The 22,923-nt window shown below is 35.3% G+C and carries 23 protein-coding genes, 3 tRNA genes, 1 pseudogene and 1 riboswitch; of the genes and pseudogenes, 5 read left to right on the top strand and 22 right to left on the bottom strand.

Features of this window, described 5'->3' with window-relative positions; translation table 11 throughout:
* Positions 1-7: 7 nt before the first annotated feature.
* On the bottom strand, positions 8-3,526 hold the full coding sequence (nifJ, locus tag THEXY_RS01280) for a pyruvate:ferredoxin (flavodoxin) oxidoreductase (RefSeq protein WP_013787057.1): 3,519 nt from the start codon (positions 3,524-3,526) through the stop codon (positions 8-10).
* Between the two features lie 116 nt (positions 3,527-3,642).
* On the opposite strand from nifJ, the gene THEXY_RS12690 reads away from it, so the two are divergent.
* Complete coding sequence (locus THEXY_RS12690; RefSeq protein ID WP_230197614.1) at positions 3,643-3,813, top strand: biotin/lipoyl-binding protein; 171 nt, start codon at positions 3,643-3,645, stop codon at positions 3,811-3,813.
* Between the two features lie 30 nt (positions 3,814-3,843).
* Positions 3,844-4,383: an ABC transporter permease gene (locus THEXY_RS12610; RefSeq protein ID WP_230197613.1), complete on the top strand. Its 540-nt coding sequence runs from the start codon at positions 3,844-3,846 to the stop codon at positions 4,381-4,383.
* Between the two features lie 182 nt (positions 4,384-4,565).
* On the opposite strand, the gene THEXY_RS01270 is transcribed toward THEXY_RS12610, so the two are convergent.
* Positions 4,566-5,549, bottom strand: coding sequence for an aromatic ring-hydroxylating oxygenase subunit alpha (locus tag THEXY_RS01270; RefSeq protein WP_013787056.1), 984 nt, complete (start codon positions 5,547-5,549; stop codon positions 4,566-4,568).
* A 395-nt stretch (positions 5,550-5,944) separates the two neighbouring features.
* On the opposite strand from THEXY_RS01270, the gene THEXY_RS01265 reads away from it, so the two are divergent.
* Positions 5,945-7,222, top strand: coding sequence for a uracil-xanthine permease family protein (locus tag THEXY_RS01265; RefSeq protein ID WP_013787055.1), 1,278 nt, complete (start codon positions 5,945-5,947; stop codon positions 7,220-7,222).
* A gap of 57 nt (positions 7,223-7,279) precedes the next feature.
* Here the strand turns inward: THEXY_RS01265 and THEXY_RS01260 are convergent, their stop codons facing one another.
* From THEXY_RS01260 to yabQ, 14 genes and pseudogenes are all read right to left on the bottom strand, one after another.
* Positions 7,280-7,615, bottom strand: a complete 336-nt coding sequence (locus THEXY_RS01260) for a phage holin (RefSeq protein ID WP_013787054.1) — start codon at positions 7,613-7,615, stop codon at positions 7,280-7,282.
* Positions 7,616-7,620: 5 nt separating this feature from the next.
* The gene (locus THEXY_RS01255; protein WP_013787053.1) at positions 7,621-8,274 is read right to left on the bottom strand and encodes an N-acetylmuramoyl-L-alanine amidase family protein; all 654 of its coding nucleotides are present in this window, start codon (positions 8,272-8,274) and stop codon (positions 7,621-7,623) included.
* 123 nt (positions 8,275-8,397) lie between these two features.
* A complete protein-coding gene (locus THEXY_RS01250) occupies positions 8,398-10,050 on the bottom strand; it encodes a cobalamin B12-binding domain-containing protein (RefSeq protein WP_013787052.1) in 1,653 nt (550 codons plus the stop codon).
* Positions 10,047-11,147: an NAD/NADP-dependent octopine/nopaline dehydrogenase family protein gene (locus THEXY_RS01245; RefSeq protein ID WP_013787051.1), complete on the bottom strand. Its 1,101-nt coding sequence runs from the start codon at positions 11,145-11,147 to the stop codon at positions 10,047-10,049. The genes THEXY_RS01250 and THEXY_RS01245 overlap by 4 nt, the downstream gene beginning before the upstream one ends.
* A 108-nt stretch (positions 11,148-11,255) precedes the next feature.
* Positions 11,256-11,379, bottom strand: a riboswitch (cyclic di-AMP (ydaO/yuaA leader).
* A 304-nt stretch (positions 11,380-11,683) separates the two neighbouring features.
* Positions 11,684-11,914 (bottom strand): hypothetical protein, encoded by a 231-nt coding sequence (locus THEXY_RS01240; RefSeq protein ID WP_013787050.1) that lies wholly within the window; start codon positions 11,912-11,914, stop codon positions 11,684-11,686.
* 136 nt (positions 11,915-12,050) lie between these two features.
* A complete protein-coding gene (locus THEXY_RS12930; protein ID WP_223814591.1) occupies positions 12,051-12,134 on the bottom strand; it encodes a putative holin-like toxin in 84 nt (27 codons plus the stop codon).
* Between the two features lie 165 nt (positions 12,135-12,299).
* Positions 12,300-12,551: pseudogene (locus THEXY_RS12275) on the bottom strand (reverse transcriptase domain-containing protein); the annotation flags it as partial.
* A gap of 170 nt (positions 12,552-12,721) precedes the next feature.
* Positions 12,722-12,795 (bottom strand) — tRNA-Met (locus tag THEXY_RS01230).
* Positions 12,796-12,800: 5 nt separating this feature from the next.
* A tRNA-Met gene (locus THEXY_RS01225) sits at positions 12,801-12,876 on the bottom strand.
* A 14-nt stretch (positions 12,877-12,890) separates the two neighbouring features.
* Positions 12,891-12,980, bottom strand: a tRNA-Leu gene (locus tag THEXY_RS01220).
* Positions 12,981-13,066: 86 nt separating this feature from the next.
* Positions 13,067-13,972 carry a Ppx/GppA phosphatase family protein gene (locus THEXY_RS01215; protein ID WP_013787049.1) on the bottom strand — a complete coding sequence of 302 codons (906 nt, stop codon included), beginning with the start codon at positions 13,970-13,972 and terminating at the stop codon, positions 13,067-13,069.
* Positions 13,973-14,026: 54 nt separating this feature from the next.
* Complete coding sequence (locus THEXY_RS01210; RefSeq protein ID WP_013787048.1) at positions 14,027-14,449, bottom strand: S1 domain-containing RNA-binding protein; 423 nt, start codon at positions 14,447-14,449, stop codon at positions 14,027-14,029.
* 95 nt (positions 14,450-14,544) lie between these two features.
* Complete coding sequence (locus tag THEXY_RS01205; RefSeq protein ID WP_013787047.1) at positions 14,545-14,844, bottom strand: FtsB family cell division protein; 300 nt, start codon at positions 14,842-14,844, stop codon at positions 14,545-14,547.
* A gap of 71 nt (positions 14,845-14,915) precedes the next feature.
* Positions 14,916-15,392 carry a spore cortex biosynthesis protein YabQ gene (yabQ, locus tag THEXY_RS01200; RefSeq protein WP_013787046.1) on the bottom strand — a complete coding sequence of 159 codons (477 nt, stop codon included), beginning with the start codon at positions 15,390-15,392 and terminating at the stop codon, positions 14,916-14,918.
* 152 nt (positions 15,393-15,544) lie between these two features.
* On the opposite strand from yabQ, the gene THEXY_RS01195 reads away from it, so the two are divergent.
* Positions 15,545-17,164 carry a putative manganese-dependent inorganic diphosphatase gene (locus THEXY_RS01195; RefSeq protein ID WP_013787045.1) on the top strand — a complete coding sequence of 540 codons (1,620 nt, stop codon included), beginning with the start codon at positions 15,545-15,547 and terminating at the stop codon, positions 17,162-17,164.
* Here THEXY_RS01195 and THEXY_RS01190 read toward each other — a convergent pair.
* The 6 genes from THEXY_RS01190 to yabN form a co-directional block, all read right to left on the bottom strand.
* Positions 17,156-17,797, bottom strand: a complete 642-nt coding sequence (locus tag THEXY_RS01190; protein ID WP_013787044.1) for an MtnX-like HAD-IB family phosphatase — start codon at positions 17,795-17,797, stop codon at positions 17,156-17,158. The two genes, THEXY_RS01195 and THEXY_RS01190, sit on opposite strands and share 9 nt — an antisense overlap.
* Before the next feature lie 69 nt (positions 17,798-17,866).
* Positions 17,867-18,160: a sporulation protein YabP gene (yabP, locus tag THEXY_RS01185; RefSeq protein WP_013787043.1), complete on the bottom strand. Its 294-nt coding sequence runs from the start codon at positions 18,158-18,160 to the stop codon at positions 17,867-17,869.
* A 77-nt stretch (positions 18,161-18,237) separates the two neighbouring features.
* Positions 18,238-19,212 carry a SpoIID/LytB domain-containing protein gene (locus THEXY_RS01180; RefSeq protein WP_013787042.1) on the bottom strand — a complete coding sequence of 325 codons (975 nt, stop codon included), beginning with the start codon at positions 19,210-19,212 and terminating at the stop codon, positions 18,238-18,240.
* A 69-nt stretch (positions 19,213-19,281) separates the two neighbouring features.
* Positions 19,282-19,521 carry an RNA-binding S4 domain-containing protein gene (locus THEXY_RS01175; protein ID WP_013787041.1) on the bottom strand — a complete coding sequence of 80 codons (240 nt, stop codon included), beginning with the start codon at positions 19,519-19,521 and terminating at the stop codon, positions 19,282-19,284.
* Positions 19,522-19,565: 44 nt separating this feature from the next.
* Positions 19,566-19,841, bottom strand: coding sequence for an HU family DNA-binding protein (locus tag THEXY_RS01170; RefSeq protein ID WP_013296814.1), 276 nt, complete (start codon positions 19,839-19,841; stop codon positions 19,566-19,568).
* A gap of 74 nt (positions 19,842-19,915) precedes the next feature.
* Positions 19,916-21,403, bottom strand: coding sequence for a bifunctional methyltransferase/pyrophosphohydrolase YabN (yabN, locus tag THEXY_RS01165; protein ID WP_013787039.1), 1,488 nt, complete (start codon positions 21,401-21,403; stop codon positions 19,916-19,918).
* Positions 21,404-21,599: 196 nt separating this feature from the next.
* Between yabN and THEXY_RS01160 the strand changes: the two genes are divergently transcribed.
* Entirely contained in the window at positions 21,600-22,916 is a 1,317-nt protein-coding gene (locus tag THEXY_RS01160; RefSeq protein ID WP_013787038.1) for a tetratricopeptide repeat protein, read from the top strand.
* The last annotated feature ends 7 nt before the right edge of the window (positions 22,917-22,923 follow it).

The following is a 22,923-nucleotide window of genomic DNA, read 5'->3' as shown; positions in this document are numbered from 1 at the left end:
ATACTTTTTAAAGTTGTGAAAGAGACTTGTAGATTTCAAATCTTTTTTTTGCGTCTTTTGAAGACTCATCATACAGCTTTTGCGCCAAATCCGGGAAAAGTGTCTCCAATGATGAATACCTTATTTCGCCTTTTAAGAAGTCTATGTAAGACTCTGTCGGTTCTTTCGAATCCAATGTAAATGGATTTTTCCCTTCGGCTTTAAGCTCCGGATTGTACCTATAAAGGTGCCAATATCCCGCATCAACTGCCTTTTTCTCTTCTTTAATGCTTGTACCCATTCCTGATTTTATACCGTGATTTATACATGGAGAGTAGGCAATTATAAGTGAAGGACCTTTATACTTTTCAGCTTCAGCAATTGCCCTCACCGTATGATTCATATTTGCACCCAAGGCAATCTGAGCCACATAGACGTATCCATAGCTCATAGCCATCAAACCTAAATCCTTCTTCTTTATTTTTTTGCCGGATGCTGCGAATTTTGCAATAGCCGCTGTAGGTGTAGATTTTGACGACTGACCTCCTGTATTTGAGTAAACTTCAGTATCCAGCACAAGCACATTTACATCTTCTCCAGATGCCAACACATGATCCAGACCTCCAAAACCTATATCATAAGCCCATCCATCACCACCTATTATCCAATGGGACTTCTTGACAAGGTAATCTTTCAGTCTGTATATCTCCTGTACTATTTTATTAGATTTTAAATTTTCACGGCTAATTATATTTATGATTTTGCTGGATGCAAGTTGAGATGCTTCACCATCATCCTTATTGTTTAGCCATTCTACAAAAGCATTTTTCAATTCATCAGGTATCTGTGTTTTAAGCGCTTCAGAGATTAATTCCCCAAGCCTCTGCCTTATTTTCTTGTTTGCGAGATATATGCCATATCCGTACTCTGCATTGTCCTCAAAAAGAGAATTTGCCCACGCAGGTCCTTTGCCTAAATCATTAGTTGTATATGGTATTGATGGTGCACTTCCGCCGTATATTGAAGAACACCCTGTAGCATTTGCTATTATCATCCTATCGCCAAACAACTGAGTCAATAGCTTTATGTAAGGAGTCTCTCCACAGCCAGGGCACGCTCCATTAAATTCAAAGAGAGGCTTAGAAAACTGGCTGCCTTTCAATGTAGTCTTTTCCATCACATTATCTTTTGGTTTAATCTTTACAGCAAACTCCCAATTGTCAGCTTGATTTTCTATTTCTCCCTCTGCTGGCATCATCACAAGTGCCTTTCCAGGTGCTGGGCACACATCCGCACAGTTGCCACATCCTGTACAGTCTAAGGGACTTACCTGAATGCGATACTGAAACGCTTCAAGCCCTCTACCTACCGCTTTTTTGGTCTCAAAAGTAGGTGGTGCATTTTTCACCTCTTCATCGTTTAGTAAAAACGGTCTTATAACAGCATGAGGACATACCAATGAACATTGATTGCACTGTATGCATTTTTCTATCTGCCACTGAGGAATCATTACAGCTATGCCACGCTTCTCGTATGCAGTAGTGCCCAATGGGAATGTACCGTCTTCCATGCCTGAAAAAGCACTTACAGGCAGATCATCCCCTTCATTTCTTGCCATAGGTTTTTGTATTTTGGTCAAAAATTCCGGTTCATCCTTGACAAAATCTTCATTTTCGATGGCATTTTCCCATGAAGCAGGAACATTAACTTTTCTTAATGATTCTAAACTTCTGTCAACAGCTTTAATATTCATATCGACTATGTTTTGCCCTTTGCTGCCGTAAGTCTTTTGTATAGATTCTTTTAAGTACCTAATGGCATCTTCAAATGGTATTATATTGATAAGCCTAAAAAACACAGTCTGCATTATCATGTTTATCCTACCGCCTAAGCCTACTTCTCTTGCAATAGATATGGCGTCAATTGTATAGAAATTTATCTTATTTCTTGCAATGTACCTTCTCATAGATGCTGGAAGTTTTTCGTCAAGTTCTGATTCACTCCAAGGGCAGTTTAAGACAAAGGTTCCACCGTTTTTTAGTCCTTTTAAAATGTCGTAGTTGTAAATAAAAGACTTGTTATGGCATGCTATATAATCGGCATGATACACAAGATAGCTGGATTTTATAGGTTTTTGGCCAAATCTCAAATGGGATATGGTAGTTCCTCCAGATTTTTTGCTGTCATACTGAAAATAACCTTGCACATAAAGATTTGTATTATTACCTATTATCTTTATGGCAGATTTATTTGCGCCAACAGTTCCATCTGAGCCCAAGCCATAAAATTTGCAGCTTACAGTTCCCTGCGGCACAGTCTCTATTAATCTACCTGTATCTAAAGATGTCATAGTCACATCATCTTTTATACCTATTGTAAACCTATCTACCGGATTGTATTTTTTAAGGTTTTCATACACTGCTATGATTTGCGACGGCGTCGTATCTTTTGAACCTAAACCGTATCTGCCTCCTACGATGAGAGGCTTATCTTGTTTATCAAAAAATGCTTTTACCACATCAAGATATAAAGGCTCACCGATAGAACCAGGCTCTTTTGTCCTGTCTAACACTGCTATTCTTTTGACTGTGCTTGGAATAACATTTAAAAAGTGTTTTTCTGAGAATGGCCTGTAAAACCTAACTTTTACAAGACCAACTTTCTCGCCTAACCCCAAAAGATAATCAATCGTTTCCTCAATTGTCTCACATACAGAGCCCATCGCTACTATTACGTATTCAGCATCTTTTGCACCGTAGTAATCAAACAAATGATACTCTCTACCTGTCAGCTCTTTTATTTTTTCCATGTACTCCGCAACTATATCTGGTACCTTTTCATAAAACTTATTTGATGCTTCCCTTCCTTGAAAGTATATATCGGGATTCTGAGCAGTTCCTCTTATCACAGGATGTTCTGAGTTTAACGCTCTATTTCTGAATTCATTTACTGCATTGTAATCTACAAGTTTCTTTAGATCCTCGTAATCAATCACTTCAATCTTTTTTATTTCGTGGGATGTCCTAAAACCGTCAAAGAAGTGCAAAAATGGCACTCTCGACTTAATTGCGCTAAGATGTGCAATACACCCTAAGTCCATCACTTCTTGAACGCTGTTTGATGCAAGAAGAGCAAAACCTGTTTGCCTACATGCCATCACATCCTGATGGTCTCCAAAAATTGATAGAGCGTGTGCGGCAACTGCTCGGGCACTTACGTGAAAAACACCAGGCAAAAGCTCTCCTGCAATTTTGTACATATTTGGTATCATAAGGAGAAGTCCCTGTGATGCTGTGTATGTAGTCGTCAGTGCACCTCCTTGCAGCGATCCATGTACTGCACCTGCAGCACCCGCTTCTGATTGCATCTCTACCACTTTGACAGTATCTCCAAAGATATTTTTTTTGCCATGTGCAGCCCATTCATCTACACTCTCCGCCATTGGAGATGATGGAGTGATGGGATATATAGCGGCAACCTCTGTAAAAGCGTATGATGCGTACGCTGCAGCAGTATTTCCATCCATAGATTTCATTTCGACAGTCATAAATATTTAACCCTCCTCGTTCAAATAAAACAATATTAAATTTTGCTAAAATTAGTATTTCATAAAAAATGATTATCATACACATTACTCTGGTTTGCTTATAAGCTTAATGCACTTTGTCGAATACAGCTTTAAATGAAAATAAATATTCTGGGACAATTGAAGCAACAGCAGTAAACGTTCAATCAGAAATTTCTAAACGTATCTTAGATTTATACGTTAGTACAGGTGAACAAGTTAAAAAGGGAGACAAGATAGCTTTGCTTGATGTCAACCAATATGAATAACAAGCAAAAGAAGCAAAAGCAGCTCTTGATATGGCAAAACTAAATTATAATCAAATCAAAAACGGACCTAAGGAACAAACAGACATTGCAAATCTCAAGGTAGAACAATCTCAAGCAACTTACGATTTGTCTAATCTGATGGTAAAAATAGGATATACAGATTTTATGATGGTTTTTGCCTTAAGCATTTATTGGTTCCGCATCCCTGTAAATGGCAGCATTATTTTACTGCTCCTTTTAGGTTTTGACTTCATAATTTGTGCTCTCGCTATAGGTATGCTTATATCGACAGCAGCAAAGACTCAGACACATGCAATGCAAGGAGCTTTTATGTTGCTGTTGCCCACAATAATTTTATCAGGTTTCATATTTTCAAGAGAGCAAATACCTTCCGTCATAAGAGCAATAAGTGATGTAATTCCACTCACATATTTCCTGGACATATTGAGGGGAATAATAATAAAAGGAGTCAACACAAACATATTATTAAACCAAATCATAATTATGACATCTATTGGATTTGCGTTATTTTTAATCGCTGTACTAAGATTTAGAAAGAGGCTTGATTAAGCCTCTTTATCCATTATTTGGTATCAACAAACTTAGATGAAATATCATTCATAACTTCGTATATTTTTGATGCGCTTTCAAGTCTTGAATATTTCAAATTTATAAAGTTTGATTCATTAATAAATATAAATAAGGTTTCATCTCCCACTTATAAAGGATGGGAGACTTCTTTCAAGCCTTCGTTATGATTCTTTTTCTATTTCTTGTTTTTTTAGTTCTTCTCTTTTTCTTCTAAACTCAATTATTGGCAAATCACCAGGGATTAAATTCTCATCCATTTTAAGTTCACTTTTTTTTGGTAGCTGGGTTAAAACAACTCTTCTATCTTGATGTAAAATAATTTTATTAGGTATACTACTAAGATTGTTTATAATTTGTTTCAAAACCGGCAGTTTCATAAAACTCTGATAAAATCTTAAATATATTTTAGTATTTTCTTCATCTATCGGTGCAAAAGCTGCTACAATTCTAACTTTATCAGATATTATATTTTGCCACAGATTAGGCATTTGAAGCTGCAAACTAAAAAGTTTTTCATAGTTTTCTATTTCATTGGGCTTTTGAGGTGTTTGTCCATTATCCTCTTCATTTTTAACATAAAATGTCATTAAATCCTCATTCCACTTTACCACAGGACCATTGACAAGAGTTTTATTACCTCTGCCAATAGTTGTATTGTGAACAAAAGGTAAATGAACTACATCTAATTGATTTTCTATAGCCCTTGTATAATGGACTCTCCAAATTTCTGAAAAACCACCATAAGAAAAACCTTCTTTTAATTCCTCAAAAAATTTTATTTTAGGCAAATTTTCTCTTGGCTCACCATACCAAACCCATATAAAACCATAGGCTTCTTTAGCTATATAAGAATTCACTTTAAAATTACTAAGTACTGGCCTGTCTTTCCCATTTGCAGGTATACTAGTAACTTTTCCAGATGAGTCATATTTAAAACCATGGAAAGGACATTGTATATGATTATTTGCAACTTTCCCAAGAGCTAAACTAGCTCCTCTATGACAACACTTATCAAAAATGCAACTTATATTATCTAACTCATCTCTCCAAAACACTAATTTTTGAGAAAATCTTGTTACACCTATAGGTTTATTTTTCTTTAGCTCTTTAGAGTCTAAAACTGCATACCACTGATTTTTAATCATGTTATTCTCCTCCAAATATCTAATTGGATATTTAAAAAAAATAAATATAGTAACTTTCTATTTTTTAATTTAACTATCATTAAATATCCACATCCCAAAAGAAATCTCTACACTTTTATTATAAAACTTTTTGCAAACCATTTCAATAAAAAAGATTTTTGTAAGCCTTGGCATTTAATACGCTTTTGTTTTAACAGCACAAATTGCAATATCAATTATCTTTAAAATATCATGTAGACAATCTTATTTTTATATGTTATAATTTGTGTAGTTTAATAAGACCCTTTAAAATTAGTCCAGTGAGGCTAAAAAGGAGGAACGATATTTCTGCATATCTATATGTTTATCCTCCTTGAGAGGGTTTTTTTATGCCAAAAATTAAAGGAGGAATCGTCATGAAGAACAAATTTTACGGTATACAAGATGTACCGCCTATCAACGAAGCTGTTCCGCTGTCCTTTCAGCATGTATTTGCAATGTTTGGTGCAACAATACTTGTACCGCTTTTGACAGGATTAGACCCTGCCGTAACATTGTTTACATCAGGACTTGGCACATTAATATTTCACCTAATGACAAAAGGAAAAGTACCTGCATACTTAGGTTCATCATTTGCATTTATCGCTCCTATAATCGCAGCAACCAAAGCTTACGGCGTAAGAGGAGCTTTCACAGGTATGATAGCCGCGGGACTTGTGTACGTGGCAGTTTTCATACTAATAAGCTTAACCGGCATAGACTGGATTGAAAAGATTCTTCCATCTGTAGTAGTGGGTCCTGTCGTAATGATCATTGGCTTAAGCTTAGCACCTACAGCGATACAAGAAGCACAAAAAGATTTGCCTACGGCTTTAGTTACAGCCGCTCTCGTAATAATATTCAGCATGTTTGGAAAAGGATTCATGAAAGTTATACCAATTCTATTAGGCACTATCGGAGGTTATATCTTCGCCATATTCAGAGGTCTTGTAGATTTTTCTCCCGTCGCTAAAGCATCGTGGATTGCTATACCGAAATTTTCATTCCTTATTGGTCATTCACCTGTGCTTGCATGGGGTGCTGTGACATTGATTGCACCTTTAGCATTAGTTGCAATAATCGAAGATTTAGGTCACGTTCTTGTAATAGGAAATATAGTCGATAAAGATTTAATAAAAGATCCAGGTTTTCATAGAGTGATGCTGGGAAACGGCCTAGCAACGTCAATAGCTGCACTGTTTGGTGGTCCACCAAGCACGACGTATGGTGAAAATATAGGTGTTTTAGCCATGACAAAAGTATACAGCTCAAGAGTCATAGAAGGTGCCGCTGTCATAGCGATACTTTTAAGCTTTATTCAAAAGATAGGAGCACTTATACAGGTTATACCACAAGCAGTAATGGGTGGTGTCACCATAATCCTATTTGGAATGATTGCAGCCGCAGGTATCAGAACATTAGTAGAAAATAAGGTTGATTTTTCTGACAGTCGAAATTTGATAATAGCATCAGTAATCTTAACTCTCGGTGTTGGCGGCATCAAAATAGGATCAGGAAATTTCGTGTTTGAAGGCGTCGGTCCTGCAACATTAGCAGGCATAATCCTAAATTTAGTTCTCCCTAAAATTAAACTTACAAAGCCAGAAGGCGAAAAATCGAAAGTAAAAAACGACAGTGTCATCACACAAGCGTAAAGAAATGACTGTTGCAAGCTATTTTATGTAGCCTTGCAACAGTCATTTCTTCTTTTTTTAAACTTTTTTGCTTGTGGTGCTAAGTCCTTTTAGATTTAATACGTAGTTCATTTCAAATACAGCGGCTTCAATTAATTTGTCTATTTCTTCATCCGTCAGCTTGTTTCCCACTATTTTCTTTATTAGGTTTACCGCTTCTGCTTTTTTATCAGCTCCATTTCCCACACCAAATTCCTGCTCTACTCCTCTTACAATCATTTTCGCTATATCGAAATACCTTTTTGTCTTTTCAGTGCCTATCTTTGAATACAAATAATTTATGACATAGCCTAATGTAGCAAGTATCACCAATTGCAGCCCTGCTGTCAATATAGTCATGATTAGGTCTTTCATTTCCTTTAACCCCCTATAATTTTTAATAATGCACCTGCAATATCTTTCCACTTTACATAACTTTCAGGATCGTAATAATCAGAGATTATGCCCATTTGATGAAGTTTTTCTATATCATTGGAATCATTTGTCTGCTTTAAACCTATAGTATTTAATATTCCATTTGAAATAGATGCAGCATATAGATTTTGTTTATTCAAAAGAAGCTCTAAATCATCCTTATTTGTTATAAATCCTAATTCAACTAATATTGATGGCATATTTGTATAATGTAATACATAGAAGTTAGCTGTTTTTACACCTCTATCCGCTGTTTTTAAATTTGTCACAATAGCTTGCTGCACGCTTTTTGCCAATTTTGCTCCAGAAGTGCTTCCAGGATATGAATAAGTTTCTGTCCCCTTCGCAGAAGAATCTTTAAAGCTGTTACAGTGAATTGAAACAAAGTAATCTGCATTGTTTTTATTGGCAATATCGCACCTTTCGCTAAGCCCCAATGTTACATCTTTATCTCTTGTCAAAATTACATCTACATTGTTTGCTTCTAAGACGTTCCTCAATTTAAGAGATACGCTTAAGTTTATATCTTTTTCAAAATAGCCATATCCTATAGCGCCACTGTCAGAACCACCATGGCCAGGATCTACAACTATTAACAATTATTCATCACCTCCTATTGTATTTGCCTCTCCTTATAATATGTTTTTCACAAAAAAAATTTATATAGAAAACATAAAAAATCGGATGTATATTTTGTGTATACACCCGATAATAACTATTTTTTAAGCTACGATTATGAGTTTTTGGTAATTTTGAATTATGTTATATATTCTTTCTTCTTCTTTAATAATCCTATTGTTTTCATAGTCATAGGCATAGCATGCACCATTTATAACCTTTGTAGTCAGCAAACCACTTGCGCTTTTATTTCCTTTTAAATGCGGTGCGTCTAAAATGCCCAATTTTATCGCCAATGATAGTATATGTGGATCTGACAGCGGATCACTGCATAGTGTATTAAGATCATTTATGGCATTGATTATTACCATCGCATCATTTATTAGTTCCTCTTTCCTCTTTAAAATATCAAGATCTTTAGTGAAATCCGCCATACCACGCAAAGTGTTGTTTATCACGGCTTTTGTGATTTTCACACTTTCTATTATATCATCTGGCGTTGCTGCATGATGTGCTTCACAAAAACCTACAACATGATATATGTGAGGTTTTATAGCCATTGAAAGATATGCACTTGAAGCAAGCTGCCCTTTTGCTTCAAAAAGATCCTGCGGCATACTTGCAAGCCCTGCCCTTGCCTGTCTATATACTCTAAAGTTATCATCCTGCAAACTCTCCACAAGCTCTATAGATGCCAGCATTTTTGCAAGATCCATTTTGGGCGATGTAGCTGGCGGCACATTGAACATAAACTGAGCTATATAGTTTTTTACACCCATCTTCTTTGCATTGTATGCTGCAATGTAGCTTGCCGCCACATATATGGCATCATGTGCATCTCTAAGCCCCCAATGGTGTGCTTCATTTACCTCAACAGGTATATTTCTGTCAGCATGCCACTTCATCAGCATCTGGTTCTCTCTAATGGATTCTTCTACTTCTCTTGGCCCCCTGCCATCTAGTACATTGTACCAGCAAAGGGGTATAGCTGCCCATGCATTGTTTATTGTGTTTTTAAGCATTTGAGCCATTTTAAAGACATCATTCGTCCCACTGTAACATCTAAGCAGCGGATAATTTCCACGCCTTGACTCATCGTAAAGTTTTTTGAATTCTTCTTCAGTCCTTATAGGCACGCCACCTGCCCCATCAAGTGATGCTTTATATTTTTTGTCAAAAAAATGCTCTTGTGTATTTTGGTCAGGCGCTATTGATATCACATCGAGAATTTTTTCTTCCGCAATCCTCCTTACACCTTCAAGTGTATCATCATACGAAGGCAATCCAAAGTGATGCCTTATTATAGGATACGGATAGCTTTTCTCAATCCTTTCAATCACATCTCTACCATATTCTTTTTCACTATATGAAGCTTTCTTTCCTCTTAGGTATGAAATTGTGTACTCATCGCCAAAAGTTCCATCAAAAATTTCCTCAAATATTCCTGACTCTTTTGCAACTAAGCAATTGGGCTCTGTGCCTCCAAATATCCATCTAATATTGCTCAAACCATATTTTCGTATTTTATCTTTAAGCTCATTCAATATGGTTTTCAGTGTTTCTGGAGTCAGTCTATAACTTACACCTACTATATCAGGTTTCTTTAAACGCACTGTATCTACCAACTTATCAATAGATGTAGCAGGACCTAAAAAATCCACTTTATACCCTTCCTGCTCTGCAATCTTCAAAAATCTATATGCTCCCGCAACATGGACATCATTTTCTATAGAAGCTGCAATAATATATTTTTTCATGCGACAGTGATCTCCTCCTTTAACCCCTCTATCATTACCTTTATCTCCGCTGCGCTTTTTCCTTCCAATCCTAATTTTCCTGCTGTGCGCCCGATTTTCCAATAGTTCACTTCATGCATGCATGATGCCAAATGAATTATAGAATCTATAGTATAAGTAGGAATGCCTAATTGTTTGCCAATCGATGAAATAGGCACCAAACCCATTGGCACATCTTCAAAAATGTACCTGCAATCAAGATTTTTTGGTGCAAGCAAGCCTCTATAAGCATCTGTCTTTTGAATCGCATCATACAGATTGTCTGCAATAACGCCGTATGCATCTTTAAGCCAATCAAGCGCTGTAACAGCATTGACACCTAAAGCGTGGGCAACTGCTATTCTCTCCCTGTCCATTCTCTCCAATATTTTAGCCACCGACGGTGATATGCCTTCCAAATAATATTGAAAATCACCTTCTGTAGTCTCTATTCTTGCAGAGTTCAAAAGTGTAGGCGCTGGATGAAAGATAGAACCTATATTATTTAAACTAGTCTCTAAAACATTTTCAGCAGGTACTATCTGCGAATAAGCTAATCTCAACAAATCAACAACATAATCAGCCTTCCAAGCCGGTATAGATGCCAGTGAGACCACATCTTTTATCCTGAAAATCTTTGAAACGCCATTATTCGATCTGCAAGCATATATAAACGTATCAGTCTCTGCTACTACCACATTTATATCGTCTCTAATTTTAACAATGTTATAAAACTCTATAGCGCCAAAAGTTCTTCCCGGATTCAAAACTATTATCTGATCATTTCTTAAGTGTGGTAACATTTCATAAGCTATGTCACTGTGTCCAGACGCAGGAACAGTCACCATGATTATGTCTGCATCTTTTATAGCGTCTTCCATATCGTCAGTGACCATATTAAGCTTTGCAAATCCATCTACAACGCCTTCAAGATGAATACCACCATTATTTAAAATAGGAACTAATTTCTCACGAGATCTGTTGTACAAATTGACTATAAAACCCATCAACGAAAGATGTGCCGCCATCGCCTGACCGCCGTTGCCAGCACCAATGACAGAAAAAATAGGTAATCTCATTTAAAAACCTCCTTCTATTTTAGGGTATTAAAAAAGCCATAGAGAAAATCTATAGCTGAAACCCGGCAACTAATAGAAGGTAGTTGTACCGAATATATTCATGCTATTTCCTCCTCTTTCAACGCTTACGAGGTTAGCTGACGGGTTAGGGTCGAAAGATAACCCCTCCACACAAATGGATTCACCCCAAAATTGGTTTCCCCGCTTCATACGAATTCAGCGTTATAGCATATTATTAAATTAATTAAATTATACCATATCAAAATTCCATTTGCAAATATATTAAAAATATGTAAATTTTGTAACAAAAATGTGTCTATTAATATGTAATTTTTTAAAAATGGGAATTGAAATTTATATATCCAAAAAGCGGGAGGCAAATTTAAAAAAGTACTCGTAAGAGTACTTTCCAGACAAAGACCCAAAAAACATGCAGAAAAAATAAAAGCACTTCTGCAAATATAAGCAGGGGTGCGTTAGAAATTTGGATTTTTGATTTGAGCAAAGCGAAAATGAAAAATCCGTACTGCTATATTTTATTTATGTTTTGTTTCATTTATCGGACCTTTTCGGCTATTATAGTACTTTCCAATAGCAATAACTCCTAATATTTCTAAGCCAATGCCTATACCTATAAAAAGGCCTTCTGTAAAATCTCCAACTGAGATGTATCTTATGATAATTTCTGCAAAAGAAATCATCAAAGCACCTGCAAAAATAAAATAATACCCGAGTTTCCTATTTTTTAGCTGATTTTTCAAAACCAATTATAAATTCCCCCTTAAATGCTGTTTACTTTTATTCGTATCGTGTTATAATATAAGTAAGAGTAATCGGCACCGCAAAGTGCGGTCGCCCAACGTAAGTTATAAAGCTATAACCACTCTGGTTGCAGCAGGGTGGTTATTTTTTTCTGTTAAAACTAAGAATTGCTATGACGAACATTCCAAACATTATCATTAAAGATAATGTTTCATATGTATTCATCATATGCAACCACCTCCCTTCGAGGGAAAGTGGCAACCACACCCTGCTATATCCGATCACTCTATCCATATAATACCACAATCACATAATTATCTACAATATAAAAATTATACAATCTGTTTCTAAAACAGTAACTTCCCAAATAAAGCTCTCTTTTTCCGTCTATTGGGTTTCTATGAATTTCTTTATGCTTTTCATTATTCTGTTTCCTGCTGACCTGCTTTTTACGTATATGTTGCAGTCATCTGCGTATCGACAGAATTTATGCCCTCTTCTTTCTAGTTCTTTGTCTAGTTCATCTAACATTATGTTTGCTAATAGCAGACTTAAAGGTCCTCCTTGTGGTGTCCCTTCTTCTGTTGCTATTTTGATTACGTTTATCATTACTCCTGATTCTAAGTATTTACGTATTAAGCGGTTCAGCCAGTGGTTTCCGTGAACTTGCCCACAGCGGACTTTCAGCGCCAAGTTATCGCCCATGCCGGGCGCACAAAAAATCACCCACCTTTTTTGGTGAGTGATTATACTCATTCGTTTTGACTATATGTTTTTTAAAAATCCTTAAAACCATGATTTTATTGGTTTAGTAGCGGCGAGTGGAGTCGAACCACCGACACTGCGGGTATGAACCGCATGCTCTAGCCAACTGAGCTACGCCGCCATGTTTGGTTGCGGGGGCAGGACTTGAACCTGCGACCTCCGGGTTATGAGCCCGACGAGCTGCCAACTGCTCCACCCCGCGATGCACTATTCAATTGGTGCCGGAGACCGGAATCGAACCGGTACGGGCTTTAAAGGCCCGCAGGATTTTAAGTCCTGTGCGTCTGCCAGTTCCGCCACTCCGGCAATCACATCAACCAGCGACATCATTAATTATATTACATAAAGGACTATTAGTCAATACCCCAATAAATAATATTCAACAGATTTATTTATATGCACTTAATAAACTTCCCCACTAAAGCTCCCTCTAAATTATCCCACTCGCTAACAGTTATAGATGCACAGTTCAAAAGCTTTAAAATTGTATAGACTATTATTGTGCCTGCAACGATAATATCAGCTCTTTCAGGCTGCAAACCATTCAAAAGTCTTCTCTCGTTCAAGCTCAACGACATCATTAAGTCCAGCAACCTTTTTATTTCGCTTTTACTAAGCACATATCCATGAACTAATTCTCTCGAGTAGATTTCTAAACCCTGTGACATGGCAGCAAGTGTTGTTATTGTACCACCTATGCCAACTACATCTGTAGGTATTTCTTGATTTTCACTTATAAATGGCGTAAGCATGTCTGTTATATAGAGGCTTATATTATTGTACTCATCGAGCTTAATAGGATCATTCTTTATAAATTTCTCTGTAAGCCTTAAAGCACCTATATCAAAGCTTTTTTTCACAAGGTTTCCGTTAAGATAAGAAAATTCTGTACTCCCTCCACCAACATCTAAAACCAATACACTTTCTCTTTTTATTCCGTATGAGGCACCAATATATCCATAAAGACTTTCAGTTTCACCATCTATTATATCAACGTTTATGCCAAATTTTGAAAGTTCATTTATAAAGCTGTCAGCATTTTTAGCATCTCTCACTGCAGATGTAGCAAAAGCATATATATCTTGTACCTTGAGATTTTCAGCATCGTCTAAAAAAGCTTGTATTGCACTTGCTGTTCGCTCAATAGCATCACTGGCCAATTTCCCACTTTTCGATACAGAATCACCAAGTCTCGTTACTTTAACATCCTTCTTTATGTGTTTAATTTCTTTCCCATCTACATCACACACAAGATGGCGGACAGAATTTGTTCCTATATCGATAACAGAACACCTCATAATAATCCTCCCATAAAAAATCTTCGGGCTTGCCCGAAGTTTTAACCCGAAGTTTTAATAACTAGCGTTTCTTTTGTAGCCACCGCCTCTTCTTTTTGAATCAAAATTCTTTTTAAGCTGCTGCTGCCTTTCATCAGAATCCTTTAAAAATTTTGATATTCTCTCTTCAAAAGATATATTATTATTCCGATTGCTATAATTATCACTGTCGTAGCCTTTGTTGCTTTTTACCTGTTTTGGTTTTGGCAAAGCCTTTTTTATTGATAGGCTTATTCTTCCGCCCTTATCCATAGAAAGAATCTTTACCTTCACCTTGTCGTTTTCTTTCAAAAATTCGTTTATGTCTTTTACATACGTGTTAGCAACTTCTGATATGTGGACTAGCCCTGTTTTGCCTTCTGGTAATTGAACAAACGCTCCAAAATCTGTGATATTTAGAACAGTTCCTTCAACTACCTCTCCTACCTGAAATGGCATATAAATGTTTATCCTCCCTCTTCTTATTTGATTACTAATATGTTTAATTATATATTAAAAAGTCATTTCTATCAAGCATATTAAAAAAATTCGCCTTAATTCGAGGAATTTTGTGCATCCTTAGCAGTATCTATAAACATAATCTCTCCTTTTTTGATAAGCCCTAATTTTTGCCTAGCTTCATTTTCGATAAATTCATCTGTCTTTATATATTTTATCTGATTGTTTAATTTTTTATTCTCCTCTTCAGCAGCATTTACTTGTGTAGTAGCTGCATTCAATTTTTTATCCAACACATTTAATGTTATTTGTTGCTTTACAAGAGTAAATAATATGTACACGACAAAAAGAATTAAAAGCACCGGTTTTAGCTTAATCTTTCTACTTTGTTTCATGTCCAATATACCTCTCACACATTTTTATTCATTCGGATATAAATATATTCGACATTTATTAGAAAAATCCTTTATTTTTTTCTCTTAAAAATATTAAAATGTGATATTGTGTTATTGATTAACTTGCCAGGAATGCCCAGTACATTTGAAATATATCTTACCGGTACTGATATAATTTTATAAATAGCAACAAATGGATATGATGCAATCTTATATACCCATATCACTGTATTTCTTATGACCTTATAAAAAAATAGAAGTAGTTTCATCACAATGGGACTTAGAAATATGTTGTACAAAAGTATTCCAATCAAAAGGCCGAGGAATGAGTAAAACCTTATTTCAGCGTAATTACTCACATATAAAAAAAATATAAATACGACCGTTGCCAATATCCAATAGATGATATCACCTATGTCAGTAGCTATTCGCTTTGGCCTTAATATAAGTCTAAACAATTTATATACATCGTATAAAATAGCGATTATTATGCCACCATATAACATGACAAAAAAAGAATAAAGCTGACTTTCAACATTCATTACCATTTACATTATACCTCCTCATATTATATTATATTTATGTGGGAATTTGATATGATTCATTTAATGCGCCAACCGATATTCATGACAATATTACATAATCTTCAGTTTTAAACTATTTGCAAAGTTCGAAAATCTAAACAAAGGAGAAATTGAATATGAGTGTTGTATTTGTTTCAGGACATAAAAATCCAGATACTGATTCCATTTGTTCAGCAATTGCATACGCTAATTTAAAGAGAATAGCCGACAAAATAAATGCGGTTCCAGTAAGGCTTGGTCCTATTAACAGAGAAACGCAATTTGTTTTAGACTATTTTAATGTAAATGAACCACTATTGATAGACAATGTATATACTCAGGTTGGCGATATTGCTTATGATAAGCCACTTACTATAAGTGAAAAAGCACCAATGTATGAAGCTTGGAATATTTTATTAAACAACAATTCCAAGACAATTGTTGTAGTAGACGATGAAAATAAATTAAAAGGCATCGCTACTATGGGCGACCTTGCAAAGGCATACCTGACATCATCACATGAGCTTTCAAATTACACTATTCCAGTTGAAAACATCATAAAGACATTAAACGGAAAGCTAATCTTAAAAAATGAGGAATTTGTAAGAGGTGACATAATTGTTGCCGCAATGCAAACACAAAGTGTAGTAAGTAGAATAGAATCCGGCATGACATTAATCGTAGGAAACAGAGAAAACATACAATTAGAATCAATAAAAAAAGGCGCAAAGACTATAATAATCACCGGCGGAGAAGACCCATCGAATGCAGTCATAGAAGAAGCAAAAAAGTTTGGCTCCACCTTGATAGTAGTGCCTTGTGACACTTTTGATACCATAAAGCTTATAAATCAGTGCTTGCCTGTATCATTGATAATGATCAAAGATGACATTGTCACATTTAAAGACAGTGATTACATAGATGATGTCAGACAGACGATGTTAAAATACAGATATAGAAATTTTCCTGTGGTTGATGATGAAGGAAAAGTATTGGGGTTATTGGCAAGACGCCATATATTGGACTATGAAAGAAAGAAAATAATACTTGTAGATCACAACGAATTATCTCAAGCCGTTGACGGGATAGAAGATGCTACTATCCTTGAAATCATCGACCACCATCGAGTTGGCGGCATTGAAACAAATCAACCTATACTGTTTAGAAATCAGCCCGTAGGCTGTTCTTCTACAATAATCAATAAAATCTATGAAGAGAGAGGTATAACGCCAGATAAGCGTATTGCAGGACTCATGTGTGCGGCCATATTGTCAGACACACTTGTATTCAAATCGCCAACATGCACACCAGAAGATATAAGAGCAGCAAAAAAATTGGCTGAAATAGCTGGGATAGACATAGAGTCTTTTGGCAAAAAGATGTTTGAAGCTGGCACATCTTTAAAAGGCAAGACAGTTGAAGAGATATTTTACACCGACTTTAAAGAATTTCTAATCGGCAACTTAAGAGTTGGCATAGGACAAGTCAACACATTGTCGAGCATCGGAAATCTTAAAGATGATCTTCTTAAATTCATGGAGGAAGAAAGAAAAAACAAAAACTTTGATATGCTTTTGCTAATGCTAACAGATATAATAAATGAAGGATCATTGTTCTTGTTTGCAGGCAATCACAAAGAGCTGTTGGAAAGAGCATTTAACATAAACATCGACAACAACCATTTTTACCTTCCATACATCATATCAAGAAAAAAGCAAGTTGTACCTCCAATAGCAAAAGCGATAAACTTAAAATAGTTTATCGCTTTTTTCTAAATATTCTATGATATCTTTAAAATCTTCAAATGGAATGGATGGAATGCCATTGTCTTCACAGTATTTTAATAGCACACCTTTCGCAAAAAGCAAATCGGCATATTTTGAAACGCAAATATCGGAGTAACCATCGCCAATATAGATAATCCGCGTGTTTTCCTTTTTATATTTTTTTAAGATATCCAACTTGCAAGAACCACATTTATCGCAATCATCAGATGTATTAAATGACGCCACAATTTTGCCGTCTCGAAAATCAAGCTTATTGCTAAAATACTCCATGTCAATATTGTATTTATCTAGGACAGTCCTTATGTTGAAGTCATAACCATCGCTGGCTATTATAACTTTATAGCCTCTATCTTTGCAAAACTCCATGAAATCTTTAAAATATAAATCTATTTCCATCGTCAAAAGCAATGATTTCAATTTTTCTTCATCCATGTCCATAATCTTAAATGTCTCTAATGCACATTCTTCTGTAGTTATCTTCCCTTCTTCCCAATCTTTCTCTATCTCTTGCCAGCCGTCTTTAGCAAAAGCCTTTACCATCGCATAGCACGTATCTTCTTTTGTTATTGTTCCATCAAAGTCTACAAGTACATAAGTATCCATAAAGCATATCCCCTTTAAATCATCTATTATTATAATACATGATTTAAGGGAACACATCAATTCTCAAATTCATCTAAACATCCTGCTTAAAAAGCCGCCAGATTTACCCATTAACCCGCTTCTATCGCTGTAAACAATACTTATAAGTTCGCCATCTATTGATACATTTCCATCGTCCAAATTCAGCTTATTTATGTGAAGTTCTTGACCTTTAATCGTAAGGATACCCATTGATGTTTCCAGCACAACAGTTTCATCATCAAAACTTACAACATTGTCCACACCTGTTATTTGCATCTTTTCCCTATTTTGCACAGAGATATTTTGCGGTTTATTTATGTTTGTCCCTTTTCTATCATCCATCATAACACCTCCTCTTTTAGAATAATTTTATGTCCACATCGATTTTTTAGAACAAAAAAGAGAGCTTTTGGCTCTCTTTACTTCCAGAGTTTCACAATATTTATATTTTTGAAATAATGCATTATTATGTCACTGGCTTTAGCTCCATTTTTAGCCATCTGATATGCACCCCATTGAGACATTCCAACACCGTGCCCAAAGCCTCTTCCCTTTATTGTAAGATTATTTCCATCGTATTTGACGCTGTCTAACATTGTAGACTTCATCTTTTCACTTCCAATGGCAATCCTGAAATCTGGCGCATTTACAGGTATTTTATCAAAGTCCAGAAGTACCGTCCTGCCAGATATTCCTTTCGCTCCTATCTTCACTGTTTTAAAATCGCTTATTTCTATGCCCATCTTGTTTAAAGCACTTAAAACTTCCTGCTTTGTAAAAGTATATGACCAATTTTTTATATTGGGAGGAGCTACTTTAATATCGTCTGATTTTACACTTTCTGTATACGGTGGCTCACTTTTTTTATAATTAAGCCCTTCTTTAGCCAATGCCGTTCTACCGGCAGCATCTGAATGAAACCATGCTTCGATGTATTTTCCATCGTATACGGCTACTAAGCCCCTCGTATCATTTACTGCTTTTTTTATATTCGAATTGATATTTGATGGATTCCACGCCTGCGCTTCTTCGAAATCAGTAGATATATCAGCATCTGTGTATTTTGATTTTTCATTATTGACAAAGTTTAAAACATAGCTTCTCGCCAATATTGCCTGTGCCTTTAAAGCCTCAAGTGGCCAATCATTTTTTATCTCACCTGCGACTGTCCCCATGACATATTGTTCCAAAAGCATTGTCTCTATTTTCCCTGTCTGCGCAATGTAGACTTTCAAGACAGGCTCTTTATTGTATCCACGACTTATTTTATCGGGTATTTTTGGAAGCATTGCTTTTTCCTTTGTTGGCTGCATAGGTTTTTTGGCTGGAGTGCCACATGAGGTCGAAACAAACATAAATATAAGAAAAACTAAAATCCACTTCATTTTAACCATAAAAAATCCCTCCCATTCAAAATTCATTCCTTTCTTAGTATGGGAAGGATTGTCGTATTTAATTCTTTTTTATAGTAACCTGTACATTTTGTCAGCATCATCTTTAAGGGCATGATCTTTTATATCTAAAACTTCTGCTTTTATTACTCTACTCCCAAAATTAATCTCTACAATATCTCCTACTTTTAAAATATCGCCTGCTTTTGCAACTTTTCCATTTACAAATACCATTCCCTTGTCACAAGCTTCTTTTGCCACTGTCCTTCTTTTTATAAGCCTGGACACTTTCAAAAACTTATCAAGCCTCATGTCCATCGTCCTCCAAAAAAACAATCAGGTCATACGACCTGATCTTATGCATTTACTAAATCTTTTAATGCCTTTCCTGCTTTAAACACTGGTGCTTTTGAAGCAGGAATCGTAATTTCCTCTTTTGTCTGTGGATTTCTACCCTTTCTTTCTGCTCTTTCCCTTACTTCGAATGTTCCAAAACCTACTAACTGAACCTTGTCTCCTTGTTTTAAAGCTTCTTGAACTGCATCAACAAATGCATTTAATGCCTTTTCTGCATCCTTTTTTGTTAACTCACTTTTTTCTGCAATCTTAGTAACAAGATCTGCCTTATTCACCATAATACCTCCTTAGTAATTTATACTACACTTATTTATTCTTCACAAATCTTAAAAATCCTGCTAGTTTAAGCTTATTTTTGTGCTTTTTTATTAAATTTATTCATTTTTGCCTCGTTCCAAAGGCTATCCATCTCAGATAATGTCATGTCTTCCAATTTATGTCCAGATTTCTCTGCTGCATCTTCTATGTAATTAAACCTTTGGATGAATTTTTCAATGGTCTTATGGACAGCAATTTCGGGATCAATTTTCAAAAATCTAGCAACATTTACGACAGCAAAAATCAAATCACCTAATTCTTCTATTTTATCATTTTCGTCTTCCCCTTTATACACCTCCTTAAATTCATTTAATTCTTCATAGACTTTTGCCATTGCGTCGTCTACATTGTCCCAGTCAAATCCTACTTTAGCCGCTTTTTCTTGAACTTTATAACCCCTAATCAATGCTGGCATAGACCTTGGAACACTTTTTAACTCATTTGTGTGGGATTTAAAGCCTTTTTCATCTTTCTTTATTTCATCCCACCTTTTTAGAACATCCGCTGAAGTAGCTATTTCCTCCACTCCAAACACATGAGGATGCCTGTAAATCATCTTTTTGCACTCGGCATCACATACATCATGAAAGTCGAATGCCTTTCTCTCATCAGCTATTTGAGAGTGAAAAACCACTTGCAGCAAAACGTCTCCAAGCTCTTCCAATAAACTTTCGTCTGAATTGTTCTCTATTGCATCGATTACTTCATAGCATTCTTCAATCAAATATTTTTTTAATGTGCTGTGATCCTGCTCTTTATCCCAAGGACATCCATTTTCACCCCTGAGCTTTGCCATTATGTCCAGCAAGTCATCTATATCGTACCTTGATTTAAAAGTGCCTTTGGCAGGCGGTATAAATATAGATGTGAGGTAATCGATCCAATCTATCATGTCAATTTCATACAAAGGCATGGTTTCGATTCGCTGTTCACCTTTTACACCTGCACTTTTTACAACCGTTACCAGAAATTCGTCGCCGTAAATGTCCATAAGCTTAAGCTTTACTTCTGAAGCTACTCTTTTATTGTAAACCTGTGTTACTAAATTATTGCACCTTTTGTCAGGTTTTATACTATCAAGAGACAGTCCATCGATGATTTTCAATCCATAAATAGGATCTATTTTTAATTCATTTACGACAACATCCACAAAGCTCATGGCAGGAACAACTTCTACCTTTATATCGTCACTGTCATTTAAAAACTTTAACAGATACTCAACAGTTTTTTCTGCAACTAAAGGATTGCCTGGAACAGCATAGACTACATTATCGCATTTTTCGGCAATTTCTATTATTTCCCGAGTAATATTATCATAAACTTCCTCAAATGTCGAGCCCATTTCATAAATTTTATCGAAAGTTTCAAAAGACAATCCCATATCCTTTAAATATTTTACAACAGGATGCTTTTCCGTCCTTAAATACAACTTGTCTGCATTCTTCATCTTTTCAATAGTTTCAATTGTCATGTGTTCAAACTCTCCAGGTCCAAGCCCTACTATGGTTAATTTGCCCATTTTTACACCTCCGACTATTTAATTAATATTATACCATTGAATTCACACAAAAAAACAAATTTCTACAATGTTAAATCAGCAAAAATTTCACTTTGCTTAAAATATATTAATAGCACAAATAAAAGCGATTGAAAATTTCAACTAGTTAAATTATAATATATTTTATAATAAAAAGGGGGAGGGAGGCCAATTTCTGATGGATGTAGTTAAGTTAGGAAAGAAAATCAGAGATGAAAGAAAAAAACTCCTTTTAAAACAGGGTGATATTTCAGGTGATGAATTTTCAAAAGGTTATATAAGTTTGATAGAAAAGGGCAAAATAAATCCTTCATTAAAAGCTTTAGATTTTATTGCAAAGAAATTGAACAAACCGCTGGTGTACTTTCTTGATGACGATTACAAAGACAAAGCAGAACTTATAGATGAGATAAATACTTACAAAAAAGTATTGAAATCAGTAATCGAAGGAAGAAAGTCGCTTGACAGTGGAAATTTAACTGAAGCTATATCTTACTATCAAAAAGCTTTAGAGCTTAATGTAGATGAATATACTTTAAATATTATAAGTTTTTATTTAGGTCGAACGTACATCAAAACTGAAGATTACAAATCAGCTTTGGACTCACTTAACAAATGCTTAAATTACTTTTCTCAAAATTCTTTACACGAAATCCTCGTTGAAATATACTACAACATAGGTTTGTGTCATGAAAAATTACAAATTCCTGATACTTCGCTGATTTTTTATTTGAAAGCTATCGACGAATTCGAAAAAAGCAGTATAATAAATTATGAAGTTAAATGCAAGATACTTTATAGCATCGGCGATCTTTACAACAAGCTGGGAGAACTCATAAAATCAAGGGATTACTACTTAAACTGTTTAAACTATGCCACAATGACAAACACTGTTGACTACATTGCAAAGTGCAACAATGGCCTCGGACTTATAAGTTACAAATTAAAAGAATACAATGATGCACTAAATTACATAAGAAAGTCTTTAGTAATAAGTAAGGCATTAAACATAAAAGGCGACATTGCCAGCGAATATAACTTATTGGGATTTGTCTATACAGACCTTAAGAAATACGATATAGCAAAAAGATATTTCCTTAAAAGTTACGCTATGTACAAGGATTTAGGCAATAAAACAGGTATGGCATGTAATCTGACTGAATTAGGCAGAATAGAATTTTACTTAGAAAATTATGATAAAGCTCTTGAACACATAAATTCATCCATGAATATATTAAAAGAGCTGAATGCGGAAGAAGAGATTGGCAGGTTGTACACTTTGCTGGGCACTATACATTTAAAACTCAAGGATTTTAAACAATCTGCATCAGAACTAAATAAATCATTGGAAATATTAAAAAAGCTGGGGCTTAAAAGAGAACTTTCAGATGCTTACAAAGCTTTAGGAAACTTGTATATATCGATTGGCAAGCCTGATTTAGCCAGTGAAAATTTTAATAAATCCATTGAGCTTTTATGTGACTATTACAAATAGGAGGCAT

It is taken from the genome of Thermoanaerobacterium xylanolyticum LX-11, assembly GCF_000189775.2.
Lineage (GTDB): Bacteria > Bacillota > Thermoanaerobacteria > Thermoanaerobacterales > Thermoanaerobacteraceae > Thermoanaerobacterium > Thermoanaerobacterium thermosulfurigenes.
Note: the sequence above shows the minus strand (reverse complement) of the source record. Positions and strands in the feature narration are given on the sequence as shown.